Origin of the sequence: Marinovum sp. 2_MG-2023 (assembly GCF_030548265.1) — a bacterium.
In the GTDB taxonomy this organism is placed as follows: Bacteria; Pseudomonadota; Alphaproteobacteria; order Rhodobacterales; family Rhodobacteraceae; genus Marinovum.
The window spans coordinates 36,518-54,156 of sequence record NZ_JAUOSD010000018.1 but is presented as its reverse complement, the minus strand read 5'-3'; the positions used below and the strand labels follow the sequence as shown (position 1 = coordinate 54,156).

The window sequence follows — 17,639 nt, the reverse complement described above, 5'->3', positions numbered from 1 at the left end:
ATGCGTCTGAGACTTGTTCCCGAGAATACCAATTGGGATTTCTTTTCCCGCCCCAAGCTGTGGCTGGGGATTTCCGTGATCCTGATTGTCATGGCCTTTGGGTCATTCATGCTGCGTGGGCTGAACTATGGCATCGACTTTCGCGGCGGCACCACGATCCGCACCGAAAGCACCGAAGCGGTGGATGTCGGGACGTATCGGGACGCGCTGGCGGCACTGGGCCTTGGCGATGTCGTGATCTCTGAGGTTTTTGATCCGTCTTTCGACGCCGATCAGAATGTCGCCATGGTGCGTATTCAGGCCCAGGACGGTCAGGAAAGCGTCACCGCCGAATTGATCGCCGAGGTCGAGGCGGCGCTGAAAACCGTCGCCCCGGATATCAAGTTCGTGTCGGTGGAATCGGTTGGTCCCAAGGTTTCGGGCGAGCTGATCCAGACGGCGGCGATTGCCGTGGTGCTGGCGATCGGGGCGGTGCTGATCTACATCTGGTTGCGGTTCGAATGGCAATTTGCCTTGGGCGCGGTTGTTGCCCTGGTCCATGACGTGATCCTGACCATCGGGGTGTTTTCCGAGCTTCAGATCAGATTTGACCTCGCGATCATTGCGGCGCTGCTGACCATCGTGGGCTATTCATTGAACGATACGGTGGTGGTGTTCGACCGCGTGCGCGAGAACCTGATGAAATTCAAGAAGAAGCCGCTGCGCGAAGTGCTGAACCTGTCGATCAACGAAACGCTCAGCCGGACATTCATGACCTCGGTCACCACGCTTTTGGCGTTGATTGCCCTGTTTGTGCTGGGCGGCGATGTGATCCGGGGCTTTGTCTTTGCCATGATCTGGGGTGTCGTCGTCGGCACCTATTCCTCGATCTTTGTGGCCTCGACCGTGTTGCTTCTGTTGGGGGTCAAGCGCGATTGGAGCAAGACCAACAACGACACCACCGGCAATCAGTTCGGCAACATTGATGCCTGACTTTCTTGTCGCAGCGCTGGCGGTGCCGGGGCTGTGGTGGATGGTCTTTACAATCACTGCCGCGGGCATTGTCCGCGGCTTTACCGGTTTTGGCACAGCGTTGATTTTTGTCCCGGTCGCCGGGCAGTTCCTGCCGGCGGCGGATGTGGTCCTGATCATCACCCTGACCGGGATCATTTCGACCGCCGCCCTGTTGCCGCGTGCCTGGGCCAAGGCCGACAAGGCCGAGGTCGGGTTGATGGCGGTTTGCGGTGTTGTGACCGTGCCCATCGGCATTTACCTGATGCAGATCCTGCCGGGCGAAAGCATCCGCTGGGGGGTGACCGTGGTGGCCGCTGTCACTCTGGCCGCCTTGATCACCGGCTGGCGCTACCGTGGTGCGGTGGGGCGTGTCGGATTGGGGGGGATCGGGCTGGCGGCTGGTTTGTTGGGCGGCATGACCGGCTTGTCCGGGCCGGTGGTGATCTTGTTCTATCTCGCCGGAGTCAAGAGCGCATCGGTGGTGCGGGCCAACACGATCCTTTACCTCGCGCTGTTGGATGCGTTGATTGTGGTCAACCTGCTGCTAAAGGGGCTGTCCAATCCGGTGATGATCGGTGTCGTGATGATCCTCGGCGTGCCTTATCTGGTCACCACGTTGATTGGCCAACATATCTTCGATCCCAAACACGAAAACGCCTATCGCTGGCTGGCTTATGGCGCGATTGCCCTGGCTGTGATCAGCGGTGTGCCGCTGTTTGATGCCTAGGGCCTTGGCACCAGCCGGGTAATGCCGGTTGCTGCCGCCCGGGCCAGCTCTTCGTCCAGGGACATCGGGATGTATTCCCCGCGCCGCCAGAGGCTTCCCAGATCGTCATAATGGCGCGACAGGAAATGTCCCGATTGGCCGGTCGATGTCACAAAGACCGATGAATCCGGGTCGGCAAAGTCATAAACCCCGCGATAGCCGGCGCCATGCACGTTCTGATAGGGGTTCGGCCCGCGCCCCGAGGTCCGCCCGCGCAGCAAAGTGTGATCGCCGCCGGATGTGGATTGGCGGATGTTGACGAAATAGCGCAGCACCGGCACTTCGCCCAGGACCGGGTGGTCATGTGTCGCCTGATGCGCGTCGCCCCAGCGCAGCGCCGAAAGATCGCGGCCAAAATTCTCTTCCAGCCAGACGATCGCATCTTCGAGCGCAAGCCGGGCAATATCGACACAGGTTTCCGTGGGCGAGGATTGCAGAATGTCGCACCAGGCGCTGGCGCCGTCGACATCGCGGTACACCCGTTCGATGAACAGCGGCTCGACATGGTCGAATTCGTCGGCCAGCGGGCCAATGTCGTCGCGGATCAACCGATCCTGCAAGGCGCGCAGCCAAGCGGCATAGATCAGCGGCTCTGGCAGATGTTCGTTCATCTCGCCGGTCCAATTGGCCAGCAGGGCCAAAGCGGTTTCGCGTTGGCGGGCGATGGTGCCCTCTGGCGCGGCCTCGCCGGTGAACCAAAGGTCCGCCCCGATCAAGGGCAACAGCGACCGGGCGGTGATGCTGACGGTGTCCAGCTGCGCCTCGGTGAAACTGTCGCGGGTATGTACCTCGCGGCCCTGCATCAGCCGTTGCCAGCGTTGGATACGCTGGCTGTCGCCCCAGCTATAGGACACATGTTCGGGGAAGGGGCGGTCGATCATCTTGTTGTTGGTGTTGCCGACGATGCCCCCCTCTGGCCGCAGGAACGATGGGTTGTCTTCGTAGGGCAGAACCCCCTGCCAACGGTTGTCGACGATCCAGCCACGGGTGGGCATCCGCCCCTTGCTTTCATGGCGTTCCGACCGGCGCGGCATATGGCCAATCAATTGCATCGCAATGCCGTCGCTGTCGGCCAGGGTCAGCATCTGGCTTGGGGCGACATAGGCCTCGCCCGCGGCGCGCGCGTCTTCCAGGGTCTGGGCATACATCAGCGCCACACCCGCAGACAGGGTAGTGTCCCGGTCGGCCAGCGCGGTCCAACTGAGCGCGGCCACATGGCCGGCCGGGGTGACTTCGCCAAGGTTGTAATGTGACCCCGGCAGCACCGGGCCATTGTCGGTCCAGCGCAGGGTCAGGGTGACCGGCGCTTCGTCCTTGATCTGCACGATGGAGCGGCGGGTTTCGAAATCCTTGAACCCGCCGGGGGTCCGGTATTGCTGGGGGTTGTCGGGGTTCAGCTGTTCGATGAACAGGTCCTGATCATCCAGATAGGACGAGGTGATGCCCCAGCCGATGTTCGGGCTTTTGCCCGCCAGAACCAGCGGCACGCCGGGAATGGTGCCACCAATGACGCCGCCGCTGGCCAGATCCATGCGGGCGAGATACCAGATTGACGGTGCGCTGAACCCCAGATGCGGGTCATTTGCCAACAACGTCCCCCCACTGGCCGAGCGATTGGGCGCCGCCGCCCAGGCGTTTGATGCCCCGGCCAGACCGCGTGGCGCAAATGGTGACAGCAGATCACGCGATGGGGTGGGGGTGTTGCTTTGGGCGTAGCGCGGCGCGCTTTGGGTGATTTCCGGCACCAGGCTGGCATATTCCGGCAATGCGGCCACACCGGCTCCGGGGGCGTCGGGCAGGATGTCGGCCAACCGGGCCTCGTCACGCACCAAAAGCGATGTGCGGGCGCGCAGAACTTCTTCGGGCAGATGGCCGGACAATTGCACCGCCAGAAGTTTTACCAATGCAATCGAATCCGCGGGCTGCCAGGGCGCAATCGGTGCGTTGAAGACAAAGAATTCCGGCGCGCCCCGGCCCAGCGCATTTTCATTCACCTCCGCCAGACGGGCATTCACCCCGGCAGAATAGGATTGCAACGCCGTCAATGTGCGCGCGTCCTGTGCCGCCAGCGATTTCACCGCCAAAGGATAAAGATCCAGTCGCCGCAACAGCGTATCGGTGTTGAGCGTCCTGCGGCCAAACACCTCGGACAGCCGCCCCTGGGCGGTGCGGCGCAACACAACCATTTGCCACAGCCGGTCCTGGGCATGGGCATAACCAAGACCGAAAAACACATCCGGGTCGGTGTCGGCAAAGATATGCGGGACATTGGCGTTGTTGCGCACAATCTCGACCGCGCCCGCCGTGCCGCGCACGCTCACCGTCTTGTCGTAGTCCGGCAAAGACCGGGACGCGAGGTAGTACACCACAACCACCGCCAGTGTCACCAAAATCACCAGGGTGGTCGCCAACCGGAACAGCCATTTGAAAACACTTGCCATGCGTGGTTTGCCTTGCCTCTTTTGCCAACGGGTTGTGTAATCCCGGCCAACGGGTGAGAACCCCTTAAACGAAACATATGCAAGACAAAAGCAGGAGGGTGCGACATGGCGAAGCTGGCATTTTTGGGATTGGGTGTCATGGGCTACCCAATGGCGGGTTATCTGGCCCGCGCAGGCCATGAGGTGACGGTTTATAACCGCACCGCGGCAAAAGCGGAAAAATGGGTGGCGGAATTTGGTGGCGGATTTGCGCCGACCCCGGCAGAGGCGGCCAAGGGCGCAGAGTTTGTCATGTCCTGCGTTGGCAATGACGACGACCTGCGTTCGGTCTGTCTGGGCGAGGATGGGGCGTTTGCCGGGATGGTAGCGGGCAGCACATTTGTCGACCACACCACCGTGTCGGCGGCGGTCACAGCGGAACTCTATGCCGTGGCCAGGGACAAGGGCATTGATTTCGTCGATGCCCCGGTGTCGGGCGGTCAGGCCGGTGCGGAAAACGGTCAATTGGTGGTGATGTGCGGCGGTGATCAACCGGCCTATGATCGTGCGGCGGCAATGATCGACGCCTATGCCAAACAATGCAGCCGCTTGGGCGAAAGCGGCGCAGGCCAGCTGACGAAAATGGTCAATCAGATCTGTATTGCCGGATTGGTGCAGGGGCTGAGCGAGGGGCTGCATTTCGCGCAAAAGGCCGGGTTGGACGGGCGCGCGGTGGTCGATGTGATCGGCGGCGGCGCGGCTGGTTCCTGGCAGATGGTCAACCGTTATGAAACCATGCTGGACGATGCGTTTGAACATGGCTTTGCCGTCGATTGGATGCGCAAGGATCTGGCGATCTGCCTTGCCACCGCCGATGAGGTTGGCGCCAGCCTGCCGGTCACGGCGCTGGTCGATCAATTCTATAAAGATGTGCAAAAGGCCGGCGGCGGGCGTTGGGACACCTCCAGCTTGATCAAGCGGCTGAACAACGCCGGGTAACCATTCTCACGGGCTACATTATCTTTGATCGGCCGGTCACAAGGATGTGAGCGGCCGATTTTTCAACAGAATGACCTCTTGCCGGCGGCATAGCGCGGGAATTCCATCGCCACATGCCAAAGTTTCAACATATTTCATGCTTAACGCTGGGGTAATATTTTAAACGGAACTGCGGACTTCAAATGGCTATTCTATATTACCAAGGCTTTATCGTTATCACCTTGGTGATCGCGCGCTGTTTCGGGCGCAATGCATTGATGATCTTTTGCATGATCTGGAGCGCATTGACCGTGGTCAACCTGTTCACGCCCTGGCTGATTGTCCTGCAATTGGCGGTGGTCTGGACCACACATGCGATTCTTGACCGTGGGGCTGATACGGAAAAGGCCCGGGTCGGCGCGCCGGGCGACCCGCGAGCCCCGGTTGGGATGAACAAACGCGAGAAGGCAAAGTTCCTTGCGGCCAGTGCGAAAAAACAAAAGGCCCAGAACGAGAAGTTGAAAAATCATCTGAGCCAGATCGAACTGGCGCAGAAGGAATTGGAAAAACAGAAGCAGGCCAACGCGCAGCAGGGCGCAAACCCGGCGGACACCGGCCCACAGCCCAAGGTACAATCGGCGCGCAAACCGAAATCCGAAAAGGGGTTGCTGTATACAGCCGGGCGTGCCCTTGGCGCATTGACCAAGCGCCGCAGTGCGAAGCCCAACAGTGCAAAGCCCAACAGTGCAAAGCCCGCCAGTGCAAAGCCTGACAGTCCAATTCCCGACAGTGCGAAATCCAATAGCCCGCAGCCCAACCGCCCATTGCCCAACGGTGAAACCCGCCAACCGCTGCCTGCCGCCGAAGCGCCAGTGCAGGCGCCGCGCCTCGTCACCGCGCAATCAGAGCCGCCAAAGCCCCAAGCCCTGCGGCCGGAAATCCTGACGGATCTCTGGGCCTATGACGAAGAGGTGCGCAAAATCGTGACTGCGCTGCACCGACATGCGGTTTGGGCGCTGGAGATGCAGCGGCAAATGGATGCGGACGGTCAGGGCAGCCGGGCGGATTTCGACCGTATTCTGGCCGATGTGTCGCGTGCGCAAACCCCAACCGATCCGGCCCATATCTGGCAGGATACCCGCCCCGTGCCGGCACCTGACGCCCATGCCGGAGAGCAGCAGGAATTTGACCGCATCCTCGGCGAATTGGACGCGGATCTGCGCGAGGTGCACGATACATTGGCAAATGAACCCGGCCTGCCGGGGATTTTTCACAATGTGATGCATGAATTCGGCTATGCCGCGATCCTTGCGCGGATGGCCCCGCCCCAAAATCAACGCGCCACCGAACCGGGCCAGGATACAGCTGCCGCACCGGCAATTCTGCCCGCAGGATTGCAACCGGACAGTGCCATCACGCGGATTTCCGCCGAAACCGCGCGGGCCAATGCCCTGCAAAAAGAGGTCGCGGCACGCGGCATCACGCGGCTGGTGCATTTCACCCGGATCGAGAACCTGCCGTCGATCCTGCAAAACGGGCTGATGTCGCGCGATGCGCTTCAGGCATTCGATTTGGCACCGCTGATCAATGATCAGATGCGACTGGATCAGGCAACCGGCGCGGTGTCGCTGTCGATCAGCCATCCCAATGACCGCTTTCTGTTCAAAAGCCAGCTGACCAGCGGCGGGGATTTTGTGGTACTAGAGCTTGATCCCGCCGTGCTTTGGCAAAACGACTGTGCCTTTTGCTGCCGCAATGCGGCGGACCATCGGGTGCGGGACATGCCGCTGGCGCGCCGTCGCGAGTTTCGGGCATTTACATCCATGTTTGATGAAATTGATGGGTTGGCCTCGCGCAGCGCCCAGGGGTTGGATCTGGACGCGCCAACCGATGTCCAGGCCGAGGTTTTGGTCTTTGATCGGATCGACCCGCGGCACATCACCCGGATTGTCGCCCGCGATCCAAAGCATTTTGGCTATTTCCCCCGCGATATCGGTGATATTCCCTGCGCGGTGCATAGCGCGGGGCAGGGCTATTTTGCCAAACGCGGCAGCAGTTTTGCCAAGATGAGGGCCAGCTAGGTGGCACAACGTCCGATTTTTATGGCCGACCCAACCGCCGCAGGTTGGGTTCGGGTGGAAACGGTTGAATTTCAATGGCATGCAGGGTTCTCTCTGGCGCAGAAGCAACGGTCGATCCAGGATCTGCATGATGCCGGGGCCCGCCATTGTGCCACAAACGGCGCCGCACTGCGGTTTCTGGAAATATCCAGCAAATCGCCCGATGCCAGCGGTGTGGCGCTGAGCGCCTTTAACCTGATGCGTCGCGATGTGGGGCGCGCGGCCGCACCACTGGAATGCGCGTTTCAGGGCAGCAAGGTGTTTCGGGATGGCGGCCCATATACCGATCTCTTTCGCGCCGGACCGCTAGAGGCCAAACGCGATCCGCGCCTGCGGAACGCGGGACCATTGCACGGTTTTCATTTTGCCGGTGTCGACTGGCCGCTGACGCCGGTGACCGCGTTTTACGATTGGTTGTATCTCACAACCCTGGCGGAAAATCCGGCGCTGGCAGAGGCCTGTCTCGCCTATGACGGCTTCACCGATATCGAGTTCAATCCAGCCAAATCCCTGAATTGTCAGGCGCGGGCGGCGGCGTTGTTTGTCGCGCTGACGCGCGGCGGTCACACCGCGGCAGAGTGGTCGGATCAGGCCGGGTTTCTGGCGTTGATGCAAAATGGCGGTCGGGTCGAACAACCGCGTCAGGCCAGTTTTGATCTCTAGCGGTCCGACCTTGGGCGTGCCGCCGACAAAACGCGCCGATGGCCCCTTTGGTGAAATCGCCCGACATCTGGGCCACAAACCATCGAATTGACCGCCGTCGTCGTGACATATTGAAATTTGAGCATTGTATTTCCTGTCATTGGAGCCTTATGTTGATCGAAGGCCCTTGGAAAATCACAAGGCCAAAGAGTTTCGCTGTTTTTGAAGTCGCGCGGGCAGGAACGTCCGACCCCTTTCAAGGCAGACCGATCTGATTGCCAGGCTGCGCCAATGACGTGGCGGTGATCAAGAAGACCAGCCCGAACCGCGCAAGCGGCGGGTCGTAAATGGGCGGATGGCAAATTTGCCAAACCGTCGGAGAAGAAACGCGATGCAACGCGCGAGACAACAGAAGGCAGGAACAGGCGCCGCTCACGGCCCTGAAACCATGGCTATTCTGACCGCGCCAATCACCGCCTTAATCGGATATTTCCTGCAAACCGCTGCTCCGCCCGGGTCAATCCCGGCGGACCGGTCGATGCCGGAAAGCACGAAAGTAACATGGCCAAGAAAATGCTTATCGATGCCACCCACGCGGAAGAAACCCGCGTTGTGGTGGTGGACGGAAACAAGGTTGAGGAATTTGACTTTGAATCCGAAAACAAACGCCAGCTTGCTGGCAACATCTATCTCGCCAAGGTAACACGGGTCGAACCCTCGCTGCAGGCGGCTTTTGTCGACTATGGTGGAAACCGTCACGGGTTCCTGGCGTTTTCGGAAATTCACCCGGATTATTATCAAATCCCCGTCGCCGACCGTCAGGCGTTGATGGAGGAAGAGCGCGCCTATGCCGAGGCAATGAAGGCGCGCGACGAAGAGGCAGAGGCGTCCCGCTCGAAGAAGCGGCGGCGGTCGTCTTCGGCGTCGAAAGCGGCAAAAACCACCAGCAAGGATGCGGTCGAAAGCCGCGAGGTCAAGGTCGATACCTCGGCTGAGGCTTCCGGCATGGAGACCATCGACCTGGATGGGCCCGAGGATACGCTGGAAGGTCTGTCGCCCATGGTGACCGTGGCCGAAACGCCAGTGGCAGAAACCCCTGTTTCTGAGGCTCCGGTCGCTGAGGCAACTCAGGGCGATGATACGGTTGCGGCGCAAGACGTTGATGCCGATCCGGCCGACGCCACCGCATCAGACGCGGGCGAGGCGGCACCGAAAGAAGGCGCAGCAGAAACCGGCGAAACCCCGGAACCTGCGCCGGTTGAAGCCGCCGCAGAGGTGGTTGCAGACACCGCCGCAGCAGCAAACACAGACGAAGCCGCAGACGCACCTGTGGCCGAGGCTGCCCCGGTCGCAGACGAAGATGCCGCGCAGGACAGCGCCGAAACCGAAGCGGATGACACCGCAGAGGATGACAGCGACGAGCCGACAGATAAATCTGACGCCGCCGCCAAAGACAGCGATATCGAATCCGTCGCCGAAGAAGACGACGAAGCCGACATTCGCCCACCGCGCAAACCACGCCCGCGTCGCTATAAAATTCAGGAAGTGGTCAAAGTTCGCCAGATCCTGCTTGTGCAGGTGGTCAAGGAAGAACGCGGCAACAAAGGCGCTGCGCTGACCACATATCTGTCGCTGGCCGGTCGTTATTGCGTCCTCATGCCCAACACCGCACGCGGCGGTGGCATCAGCCGCAAGATCACCAACGCCCCCGACCGCAAGAAGCTCAAGGAAATCGCAGCCGAGATCGACGTGCCGCAGGGCGCGGGCCTGATCATTCGGACCGCCGGTGCCAAACGCACCAAATCCGAAATCAAGCGCGACTATGAATATCTGCAACGGCTCTGGGAACAGATCCGCGAACTGACGCTGAAATCCATTGCGCCGGCCAAGATCTATGAAGAGGGCGACCTGATCAAACGGTCGATCCGCGATCTTTACAGCCGCGACATCGACGAGGTTCTGGTCGAAGGCGAACGCGGCTACCGCATCGCCAAGGACTTCATGAAGATGATCATGCCGTCCCACGCCAAGAACGTGAAACATTACGCAGAATCTCTGCCGTTGTTCGCGCGCTATCAGGTCGAAAGCTATCTGGGGGCGATGTTCAATCCCACGGTCCAGCTGAAATCCGGTGGCTACATCGTGATCGGCGTGACCGAGGCGCTGGTGGCGATCGACGTCAACTCTGGCCGGGCCACCAAGGAAGGCTCGATCGAGGAAACCGCGCTCAAGACCAACCTGGAGGCCGCCGAAGAGGTGGCGCGCCAGCTGCGTCTGCGTGACCTTGCCGGTCTGATCGTGATCGACTTCATCGACATGGACGAGCGCAAGAACAACACCGCCGTCGAAAAGCGCATCAAGGACAAACTGAAAAGCGACCGTGCGCGCATTCAGGTTGGCCGGATTTCCGGTTTTGGCCTGATGGAAATGTCGCGTCAGCGTCTGCGCCCCGGCATGATCGAGGCGACAACCGCGCCTTGCCCGCATTGCCATGGCACCGGTTTGATCCGTTCGGACGACAACCTTGCCCTGCAAGTGCTGCGCCAGATCGAGGAAGAGGGCACACGCCGCCGCTGCAAAGAGCTTCTGGTGCGCTGCCCGGTGTCCATTGCCAACTATCTGATGAACGCCAAGCGCGAACATATCGCCCAGATCGAGGCGCGCTACGGTGTGGCCGTGCGGGTCGAAGGCGACCCGACGTTGGTCAGCCCGGATTTCAACATCGAGAAGTTGAAAACCGCGACACGCAAGGTGGCCGAGGTCGCCGCGCCGGTTGTGTCCGCCGACACCACAATCATGGATATGGTTGACGATCCGGTCGAAGAGGATGTGCCGGACGAGGCAGAGGTCGAAACCGAAGTCAGCGAAGCGGTCGAAACCACTGGCGAGGAAGAGACACCCAAGCCGAAGAAACGCCGTCGGCGTCGGCGTCGGCGCAAGTCGAAGACCGGTGAAAACGGTGATCAGGATCAGGAGCGCAGCAGCGAGTCCGATGATGACGATGACGACGCGCCCGCAGGTTCCGACACCGACAAGGCAGAGCCCGTCGTGGCCGCAACAGATGCAGCGGATGTGACCCCGGAGGCCACGGAAGAAAAGCCAAAGCCGAAGCGCACCCGCAGCACGTCGAGCAGCCGCCGGAAATCGTCAAAAGCCAAATCTGACGACAAGGTTGACGACAAGGTTGACGCTGAAGCGCCCGCAGCAGCTGCGGTCGTGGCCGAAGCGGTGGCAGCAGAGACATCGGTCGCTGTGGACACCGACACCGCGGAAACAGCCCCGGCTGAGGTTGCGGCGGTCGAAACGTCCGGCGATGCGGCAGAAGTTGCGCCAGAAGCTGTACCAGAGGCGACTGCGGTGACAGCACCGGCGGATGACAGCCCGGTAGAACCGGTTGCCGAAGCCGAAGCACCGGCAGAGCAGGTCACGGCAGAGGCAGAGGCAGAGGCAGAGGCTGAGGTTGCTGAGCCTGCCGCCACTGAGACCTCCGTTGAAGAGGCACCAGAAGCCGAGTCTGCGGATGCAGAAGCCGCCCCTGAACCTCAGGTGCAGGAAGCGGTTGCTGCGGAGCCAGAGGTCACGGCGGAACCCGCACCGGCCAAGGAAGCTGCGGAGGAGCCTGTTGCAGAGGAGGCAGCACCAGCCGAAGCAGTTGCAGAGGAACCTGTCGCCGTTGAACCCGCTGCGGCGGAAACTGTGGTGGCAGAGCCTGTGGCGGATGTCGCGGAGGCCCCGGCAGAGACATTGGTTGAAACTGCCGCGCCTGCTGAGGTTGAGGCCACGCCCGAGCCTGTCCTGGAGACAGCTTCTGGCGAGCCAGAGGTCGAAGACCCGGACAAGCCAAAGAAACGCGGTTGGTGGTCGATCGGCCGCTGATCGCGACGCGGACCCAACCGCAGTTAACCTGACATTGGCCCTGGCGCTGATCTGCAAAAGATCACGCCGGGGCCATTTGTTTTCAACGGAGTTTTCATCAACGGGATGGATAGGGCGGGCGTGGACGTGAGCCGACAGACCGGCGATCTCAGCCTTTTTGGATCAAATAGACCTGCACACCCTCGGCGTCATGGCTTTCGAGCAGGGTATGACCGGCCTCCTGACAGAAATGCGGGACATCAATCACCGCCGCCGGATCATCGGCCAAAAGCCGCAGCACATCACCCTTTGCCAGCGATTTTAAACGCTTGCGTGCCTTGAGCACGGGCAGGGGGCATAAAAGATGGGTCGCGTCCAGCGTGTCTGTCATAGCGCAGGATTTAGGGTGCCGCAGCCTGCAAGTCCAGCGCCTTACTCTTGACGCAAAAAGCGGTCAAATTAATACAAAATCAATAGAGCTGCGCAAGAGAATGGTACATGGGCGGTTATGAACAGAATCAGGTGAGACGGCGTCGGGTGTTCTATATTCCCGGCTATGACCCGATTCATCCCCGCCGTTATCGGGAATTATACCGCAAAGAGGGGGCGGCCCAGGCCGGTATTTCCGGTTATGACCTGACGCTCACGCCCCGAAAATCACAGGAAAATTTCGGCTGGAACGTGGTTGGCGACATGGATGGCGCCACCGTGACCACAGAGGTCGAGGTTCTGGTCTGGTCCGACATCGTCAAGAATTCGATGCGGCACGGGATCGCCAGAACCTATCTGGCCATGCTGCAAACCGCCGTGACCTATATCGGCACCGGCGCGATGTGGCGGCTGACAAAGCTGCGCAGTGGCCCGGTGATTGCCGCGCTCTATCCGGTTGTGATGTTGCTGTGTCAGGCCGTGCTTGCCCTGATCGCGACGATTGTGGCCTTTCGTGTCGGAAACTGGGCCATCAACGCGGCCATTCTGGCGGGCGGCGGTGATCTTGGCGGTGTTGCGGGGCTTGTCGGGCCATTGGTGGCCGGGCTGCTTGGTCTGGGCGTTGGTTGGGCGATCCTCGACAGGTTTCGGCGCTGGGACAGCAAGCTTTTTGTCTATTACCTGATGCATGATTATTCCTACAGCGCCCGGACCAAGGGCGCGAATACGCCGGAAATGGAGGCCCGGATCGCCGCCTTCACCGATGCGGTTGCGGCGGCCTGTCAGGAAGATGTCGACGAGGTTTTGGTCATTGGACATTCCTCTGGCGCGCATCTGGCGGTGTCCGTGATGTCGGATCTGATCCGCTCTGGGCGGGCCGTCGATGGCGCGGGGCGGGCACCGGGGCAGGGGCCGGCATTGGGTCTTTTGACCCTCGGTCAGGTGATGCCGATGGTGACCTTCCTGCCGGACGCCTGGCGGCTGCGCAATGATCTGGCATTCCTGTCGCAAAGCGATGCGGTGTTCTGGGCGGATGTGACCGCGCCGGGGGATGGCTGCGCCTTTGCGCTGTGCGACCCGGTCGCGGTGTCCGGCGTGGCCGGGCCGGACCAGAAAGCCCCGCTGGTGTTTTCGGCGGCCTTCAAGAAATCCTTGACGGCCGCGCGGCTCAAGGAATTGCGCTGGCGGTTTTTCCGGCTGCATTTTCAATATCTTTGCGCCTTTGACGCGCCGCGCGATTACGACTACTTTCGCATCACTGCCGGGCCGCTGACGCTGCGGCAAAGATATCAAACCCGAGTGTCGTCGAAATCCAGAGTGGCAACGCCAGTGAACACCTTTACCTCTACCGCGCCATGACCCGGCCGCCAAAACCCCGAAGCCGTGGGGAAAAGGTGTCTTTGTGGCGGTATATGTCGCTGTTTCGCAAGGATATTCTGTCGGCCCAACCGGCGCGGCTGTATCGCGCCTGGATGGCCGAATTTCGCACGCCGTTTTTTCGATCCTATATGGTCAACCAGCCGGACCTGATCAAAACCGTGCTCAGGGAACGGCCCGACGATTTCCCGAAGTCCAACCGGATCAGCGAAGGCTTGCGCCCGCTCTTGGGAAATTCGGTGTTTCTGACCAATGGCGCGACCTGGAAACGCCAACGCCGGATCATTGATCCCGCGTTTGAGGGGGGGCGCCTGCGCGATACATTTCCGGCGATGTGGGCGGCGGCGCAGGCTGCGGTGCGGCGTCTGGAACCCCAGGCCGGGGCGGTGGTGGAAATCGAAGCCGAAACCAGCCATGCGGCGGCGGATGTGATTTTTCGCACGCTGTTTTCGATCCCGATCGAACATGAAATCGCCTCGCAGGTATTTTCCGAATTTCGCGACTATCAGCGCAGCCAGCCGATCCTGAACATTGCGGCACTGGTGCCGCTGCCGAAGTGGATGCCGCGATTTTTTCGCCGCGATACCCGGGCGGCGGCACGGTCCATTCGCGCCTTGATCACCCGTCTGACCGAAGATCGCATGGCCGAGATTGCAGCAGGCACCGCGCCGGACGATCTGGCGACCAAGATCATGACGACCCGCGACCCCGACACGGGCGAGACGTTTTCCACCGAAGAAATGGTCGATCAAGTGGCGATCTTCTTTCTTGCCGGCCATGAAACCAGTGCCTCGGCGCTGGCCTGGACGCTTTACCTTATGGCGCTCTACCCGGAGTGGCAGGACAGGGTCGCCGAAGAGGCCCAAGCGCTGACAGAGGGGCCGGCAGAGGCGGATTTTGCCGTCATGTCGAAACTGCGCCTGTCACGCGATGTGTTCCGCGAGGCGCTGCGGCTTTACCCGCCGGTGCCGATGATGGTGCGCGAAACCACCTGCCCAGAGCGATTCCGCGACCGGGATATTGCCCGCGGCAGCCAAATCGTGCTGTCACCCTGGCACCTGCATCGCCATGAACGGTTGTGGGATCAGCCTGATGATTTTGACCCGGGCCGGTTTCAGACCGAGAATGGCAAAACCTGTCTGCGGGATGCCTATATTCCGTTTTCCAGCGGCAGCCGGGTCTGTACCGGCGCGGGGTTTGCGATGGTCGAAGGCACGCTGATCCTGTCGCATCTTCTGCGTGATCTGCGGTTTGAATTGGTAGAAGATGCCGACCCGCCGGTGCCCGTGGCGCATTTGACCGTGCGCTCTGACCGGGGCATTCGTTTGCGGGTGATGCGGCGGGGCCCGGACGGGCAAAACCGCCAGAAAAACGGCTGACGCGCAGAACCGCGCGCCGGATCAGCCGGGGTTTTTCAGCTTGGCTTCAAAAGCATCAATCTTGGCCTCAAGCAATTTGCGGCCACGTTTTTCCGCCAAACGCACGCGCACCGCCGTCAGGAACGCCTCTTCCGTTGTGGAAGAGGTGCTCATGGATTCGGCGATGGCGGTGATCAACGTGTCATCACCCATCAGCTCTGCCGCTTCAATTGCGTCCCGTGCCAGACGGTCAGCCAGATCTTCGACGACGCTCATGGGGGATCCTTATCGCGTTGTTTCTGTCAAACGGCGTTTGACGTAATCGCTGACGGTGCCGATCATCGTGTCCATATGATCGTTTTCAAAGAAATGGCCGGCGCCTTCGATTTCAGTATGGGTGATGGTGATACCCTTCTGCTCGTGCAGCTTGCCGACCAGGGATGTGGTGTCGGCGGGCGGTGCCACCCGGTCGGACGTGCCATTGATGATCAGGCCGGACGACGGGCAGGGCGCGAGGAACGAGAAATCATACATATTGGCGGGCGGGCTGGCGGAAACGAATCCGGTGATTTCCGGGCGGCGCATTAAAAGCTGCATCCCGATCCAGGCGCCAAAAGAAAATCCAGCGACCCAACAATGTTTTGAATTGTTGTTCATCGACTGAAGATAGTCGAGCGCCGATGCCGCATCGGACAATTCGCCAACACCCTGATCATATTCGCCCTGGCTTCGGCCTACGCCGCGGAAATTGAACCGCAGCACGGTGAAGCCCATGTTGTAAAAGGCATAATGCAGGTTGTAGACAACCTTGTTGTTCATTGTTCCGCCGAATTGCGGATGGGGATGCAAGACAATGGCAATGGGGGCATCACGGTCTTTTTGCGGATGATAGCGGCCTTCCAGCCGTCCCTCGGGACCGGGGAAAATAACCTCGGGCATATGCGGTGAAACTCCTCGCGCGTGTGACGGCAATTGTTGACGAATTTGCTCGACAACCTTAGAATGGTTCTAAACCCGATCCGGTGACGGTTTGGGGCTTATCGCAGATAAGCCTATTGGGTACTGAGGTCAACAAGTCATGGGCGTCTTGACGCCATCCTGGGGGGAATGTCGATGAAGCTGAGTACCAAGGGGCGCTACGCGATGGTGGCGTTGGTCGATATTGCGTTGCAGCCCAACGACAAGCTGGTGACCCTGGGCGAGATCGCGCAGCGCCAGGATGTGTCGCTGCCTTATCTTGAGCAGTTGTTTGTCAAACTGCGCCGCGCGGAATTGGTGGCATCGGTGCGCGGGCCCGGTGGGGGCTATCGTCTTGCCCGGTCGGCGTCGGAAATCCGGGTGGTGGATATTCTGGCAGCGGTGGATGAAACCGTCGATGCGATGCACAAGGGGGCGGGCGCCAGTGGCGGCCTGTCCGGTAGCCGGGCGCAATCGCTGGCCAATCGGTTGTGGGAGGGGCTGTCGGCGCATGTCTATGTCTTTCTGCATCAGACCCGTTTGTCGGATATCATCGAGAATTCGCTGGCACCTTGCCCGGCGGTTCCGGGGCTGTTTTCGGTGGTGGACGATGGGTGAGTTTGGGGGCTTTGCCCCCGTCCCGTTGGGACTCCCCCAGGATATTTTGGGTCAGATGAAAGGGCGCGGTCGTGGCTAGGGTCTATCTTGATCATAACGCCACCATGGCTTTGCGGCCTGAGGCGCGTGCCGCGATGATTGCGGCAATGGATGTGTTGGGAAATCCGTCGTCGGTGCATTCCGAGGGGCGGGCGGCCAAGGGATTGATTGAAAAGGCGCGGGGTCAAATCGCCGAGGCGTTTGGCGCGGGGGAGGCGGATGTTGTTTTCACCTCCGGGGCGACCGAAGCGGCGGCGCTGGCACTGGCGGGGCGCGATCTGGCGTCTGGGGCGGTTGAACATGATTGTGTGGGCGTCTGGACCGATGGGGCCTTGGCGGTCGATGCTGCGGGGCGGGTCACGGTGCAGGATCCGGCGTACAGCGCATTGCAGGCCGCCAACAGTGAAACCGGTGTGGTGCAGTATATGCCACAGGGGCTGGCGTTAAGTGACGCGGTGCAGATCTTTGGCAAGCTGCCGTTTGCGTTTTCCTGGTCCGGGGCGCAAATGGCGCTGACCTCTGCCCATAAGCTGGGCGGGCCAAAGGGCGTTGGTGCCCTGGTGTTGCAGCGCGGTTTGGATGTCACGCCGCGCATCCTTGGCGGTGGGCAGGAAATGGGCCGTCGCTCTGGGACAGAGAACGTGGTTGGCATTGCCGGATTTGGCGCGGCGGCGGCTGCGGCGGCGCGGGATTTGGCTGATGGTGTTTGGGAGCGGGTTGCAGAACTTAGAAATATTCTAGAAAAGGCCATTGAGGCTGGATCAAAAGGAACTATTTTAGTCGGGAAAGAGATGCCCCGACTGCCCAACACCACCTGTGTTATCGCGCCGGGGTGGCGAGGAGAGACGCAGGTCATGGCAATGGACCTGGCCGGTTTTGCGATCAGTGCCGGGTCGGCCTGTTCCAGTGGCAAGGTGAAATCAAGCCGCGTGTTGCGCGCAATGGGATACGGCGAGGACGAGGCGGGATGCGCAATCCGCATCAGTCTTGGACCCGCCAACACAGAAGAAGATGTGCTTCGTTTCGCAGAAACGTGGTGCGCCAGATATGAAAAGCATCGCGCCCGCGCGGCGTGACACCGGAGGTA

The 17,639-nt window shown here is 60.7% G+C and carries 14 protein-coding genes; 10 read left to right on the top strand and 4 right to left on the bottom strand.

Going from position 1 to position 17,639, the window contains the following annotated elements:
- Positions 1-972, top strand: coding sequence for a protein translocase subunit SecF (secF, locus tag Q4577_RS17980; RefSeq protein ID WP_303471339.1), 972 nt, complete (start codon positions 1-3; stop codon positions 970-972).
- Positions 965-1,720 (top strand): sulfite exporter TauE/SafE family protein, encoded by a 756-nt coding sequence (locus Q4577_RS17975; RefSeq protein WP_303471337.1) that lies wholly within the window; start codon positions 965-967, stop codon positions 1,718-1,720. Before secF ends, Q4577_RS17975 begins: the two co-directional genes overlap by 8 nt.
- Here Q4577_RS17975 and Q4577_RS17970 read toward each other — a convergent pair.
- Positions 1,717-4,200, bottom strand: a complete 2,484-nt coding sequence (locus Q4577_RS17970) for a penicillin acylase family protein (protein ID WP_303471335.1) — start codon at positions 4,198-4,200, stop codon at positions 1,717-1,719. The genes Q4577_RS17975 and Q4577_RS17970 overlap by 4 nt on opposite strands.
- Before the next feature lie 105 nt (positions 4,201-4,305).
- On the opposite strand from Q4577_RS17970, the gene Q4577_RS17965 reads away from it, so the two are divergent.
- The 4 genes from Q4577_RS17965 to Q4577_RS17950 all read left to right on the top strand — a co-directional run bounded on the left by Q4577_RS17965 (position 4,306) and on the right by Q4577_RS17950 (position 11,795).
- Entirely contained in the window at positions 4,306-5,178 is an 873-nt protein-coding gene (locus Q4577_RS17965; protein ID WP_303471333.1) for an NAD(P)-dependent oxidoreductase, read from the top strand.
- A 182-nt stretch (positions 5,179-5,360) separates the two neighbouring features.
- Entirely contained in the window at positions 5,361-7,238 is a 1,878-nt protein-coding gene (locus Q4577_RS17960) for a DarT ssDNA thymidine ADP-ribosyltransferase family protein (RefSeq protein ID WP_303471331.1), read from the top strand.
- Positions 7,239-7,940 carry a hypothetical protein gene (locus Q4577_RS17955; RefSeq protein WP_303471327.1) on the top strand — a complete coding sequence of 234 codons (702 nt, stop codon included), beginning with the start codon at positions 7,239-7,241 and terminating at the stop codon, positions 7,938-7,940.
- 540 nt (positions 7,941-8,480) lie between these two features.
- Positions 8,481-11,795 (top strand): Rne/Rng family ribonuclease, encoded by a 3,315-nt coding sequence (locus Q4577_RS17950; RefSeq protein ID WP_303471324.1) that lies wholly within the window; start codon positions 8,481-8,483, stop codon positions 11,793-11,795.
- Between the two features lie 148 nt (positions 11,796-11,943).
- Here the strand turns inward: Q4577_RS17950 and Q4577_RS17945 are convergent, their stop codons facing one another.
- Positions 11,944-12,165: a sulfurtransferase TusA family protein gene (locus Q4577_RS17945; RefSeq protein ID WP_244691995.1), complete on the bottom strand. Its 222-nt coding sequence runs from the start codon at positions 12,163-12,165 to the stop codon at positions 11,944-11,946.
- 107 nt (positions 12,166-12,272) lie between these two features.
- On the opposite strand from Q4577_RS17945, the gene Q4577_RS17940 reads away from it, so the two are divergent.
- Positions 12,273-13,562 carry a hypothetical protein gene (locus Q4577_RS17940; RefSeq protein ID WP_303471320.1) on the top strand — a complete coding sequence of 430 codons (1,290 nt, stop codon included), beginning with the start codon at positions 12,273-12,275 and terminating at the stop codon, positions 13,560-13,562.
- Complete coding sequence (locus tag Q4577_RS17935; RefSeq protein ID WP_303471317.1) at positions 13,559-14,959, top strand: cytochrome P450; 1,401 nt, start codon at positions 13,559-13,561, stop codon at positions 14,957-14,959. The genes Q4577_RS17940 and Q4577_RS17935 overlap by 4 nt, the downstream gene beginning before the upstream one ends.
- A 21-nt stretch (positions 14,960-14,980) precedes the next feature.
- On the opposite strand, the gene Q4577_RS17930 is transcribed toward Q4577_RS17935, so the two are convergent.
- Positions 14,981-15,214: a hypothetical protein gene (locus Q4577_RS17930; protein WP_244691988.1), complete on the bottom strand. Its 234-nt coding sequence runs from the start codon at positions 15,212-15,214 to the stop codon at positions 14,981-14,983.
- A gap of 9 nt (positions 15,215-15,223) precedes the next feature.
- Complete coding sequence (locus Q4577_RS17925) at positions 15,224-15,877, bottom strand: alpha/beta hydrolase (protein ID WP_244691986.1); 654 nt, start codon at positions 15,875-15,877, stop codon at positions 15,224-15,226.
- A 174-nt stretch (positions 15,878-16,051) separates the two neighbouring features.
- On the opposite strand from Q4577_RS17925, the gene Q4577_RS17920 reads away from it, so the two are divergent.
- Both Q4577_RS17920 and Q4577_RS17915 read left to right on the top strand, forming a co-directional pair.
- Positions 16,052-16,513, top strand: a complete 462-nt coding sequence (locus tag Q4577_RS17920; protein WP_303471312.1) for an Rrf2 family transcriptional regulator — start codon at positions 16,052-16,054, stop codon at positions 16,511-16,513.
- Between the two features lie 71 nt (positions 16,514-16,584).
- Complete coding sequence (locus Q4577_RS17915) at positions 16,585-17,628, top strand: cysteine desulfurase family protein (protein WP_303471310.1); 1,044 nt, start codon at positions 16,585-16,587, stop codon at positions 17,626-17,628.
- The last annotated feature ends 11 nt before the right edge of the window (positions 17,629-17,639 follow it).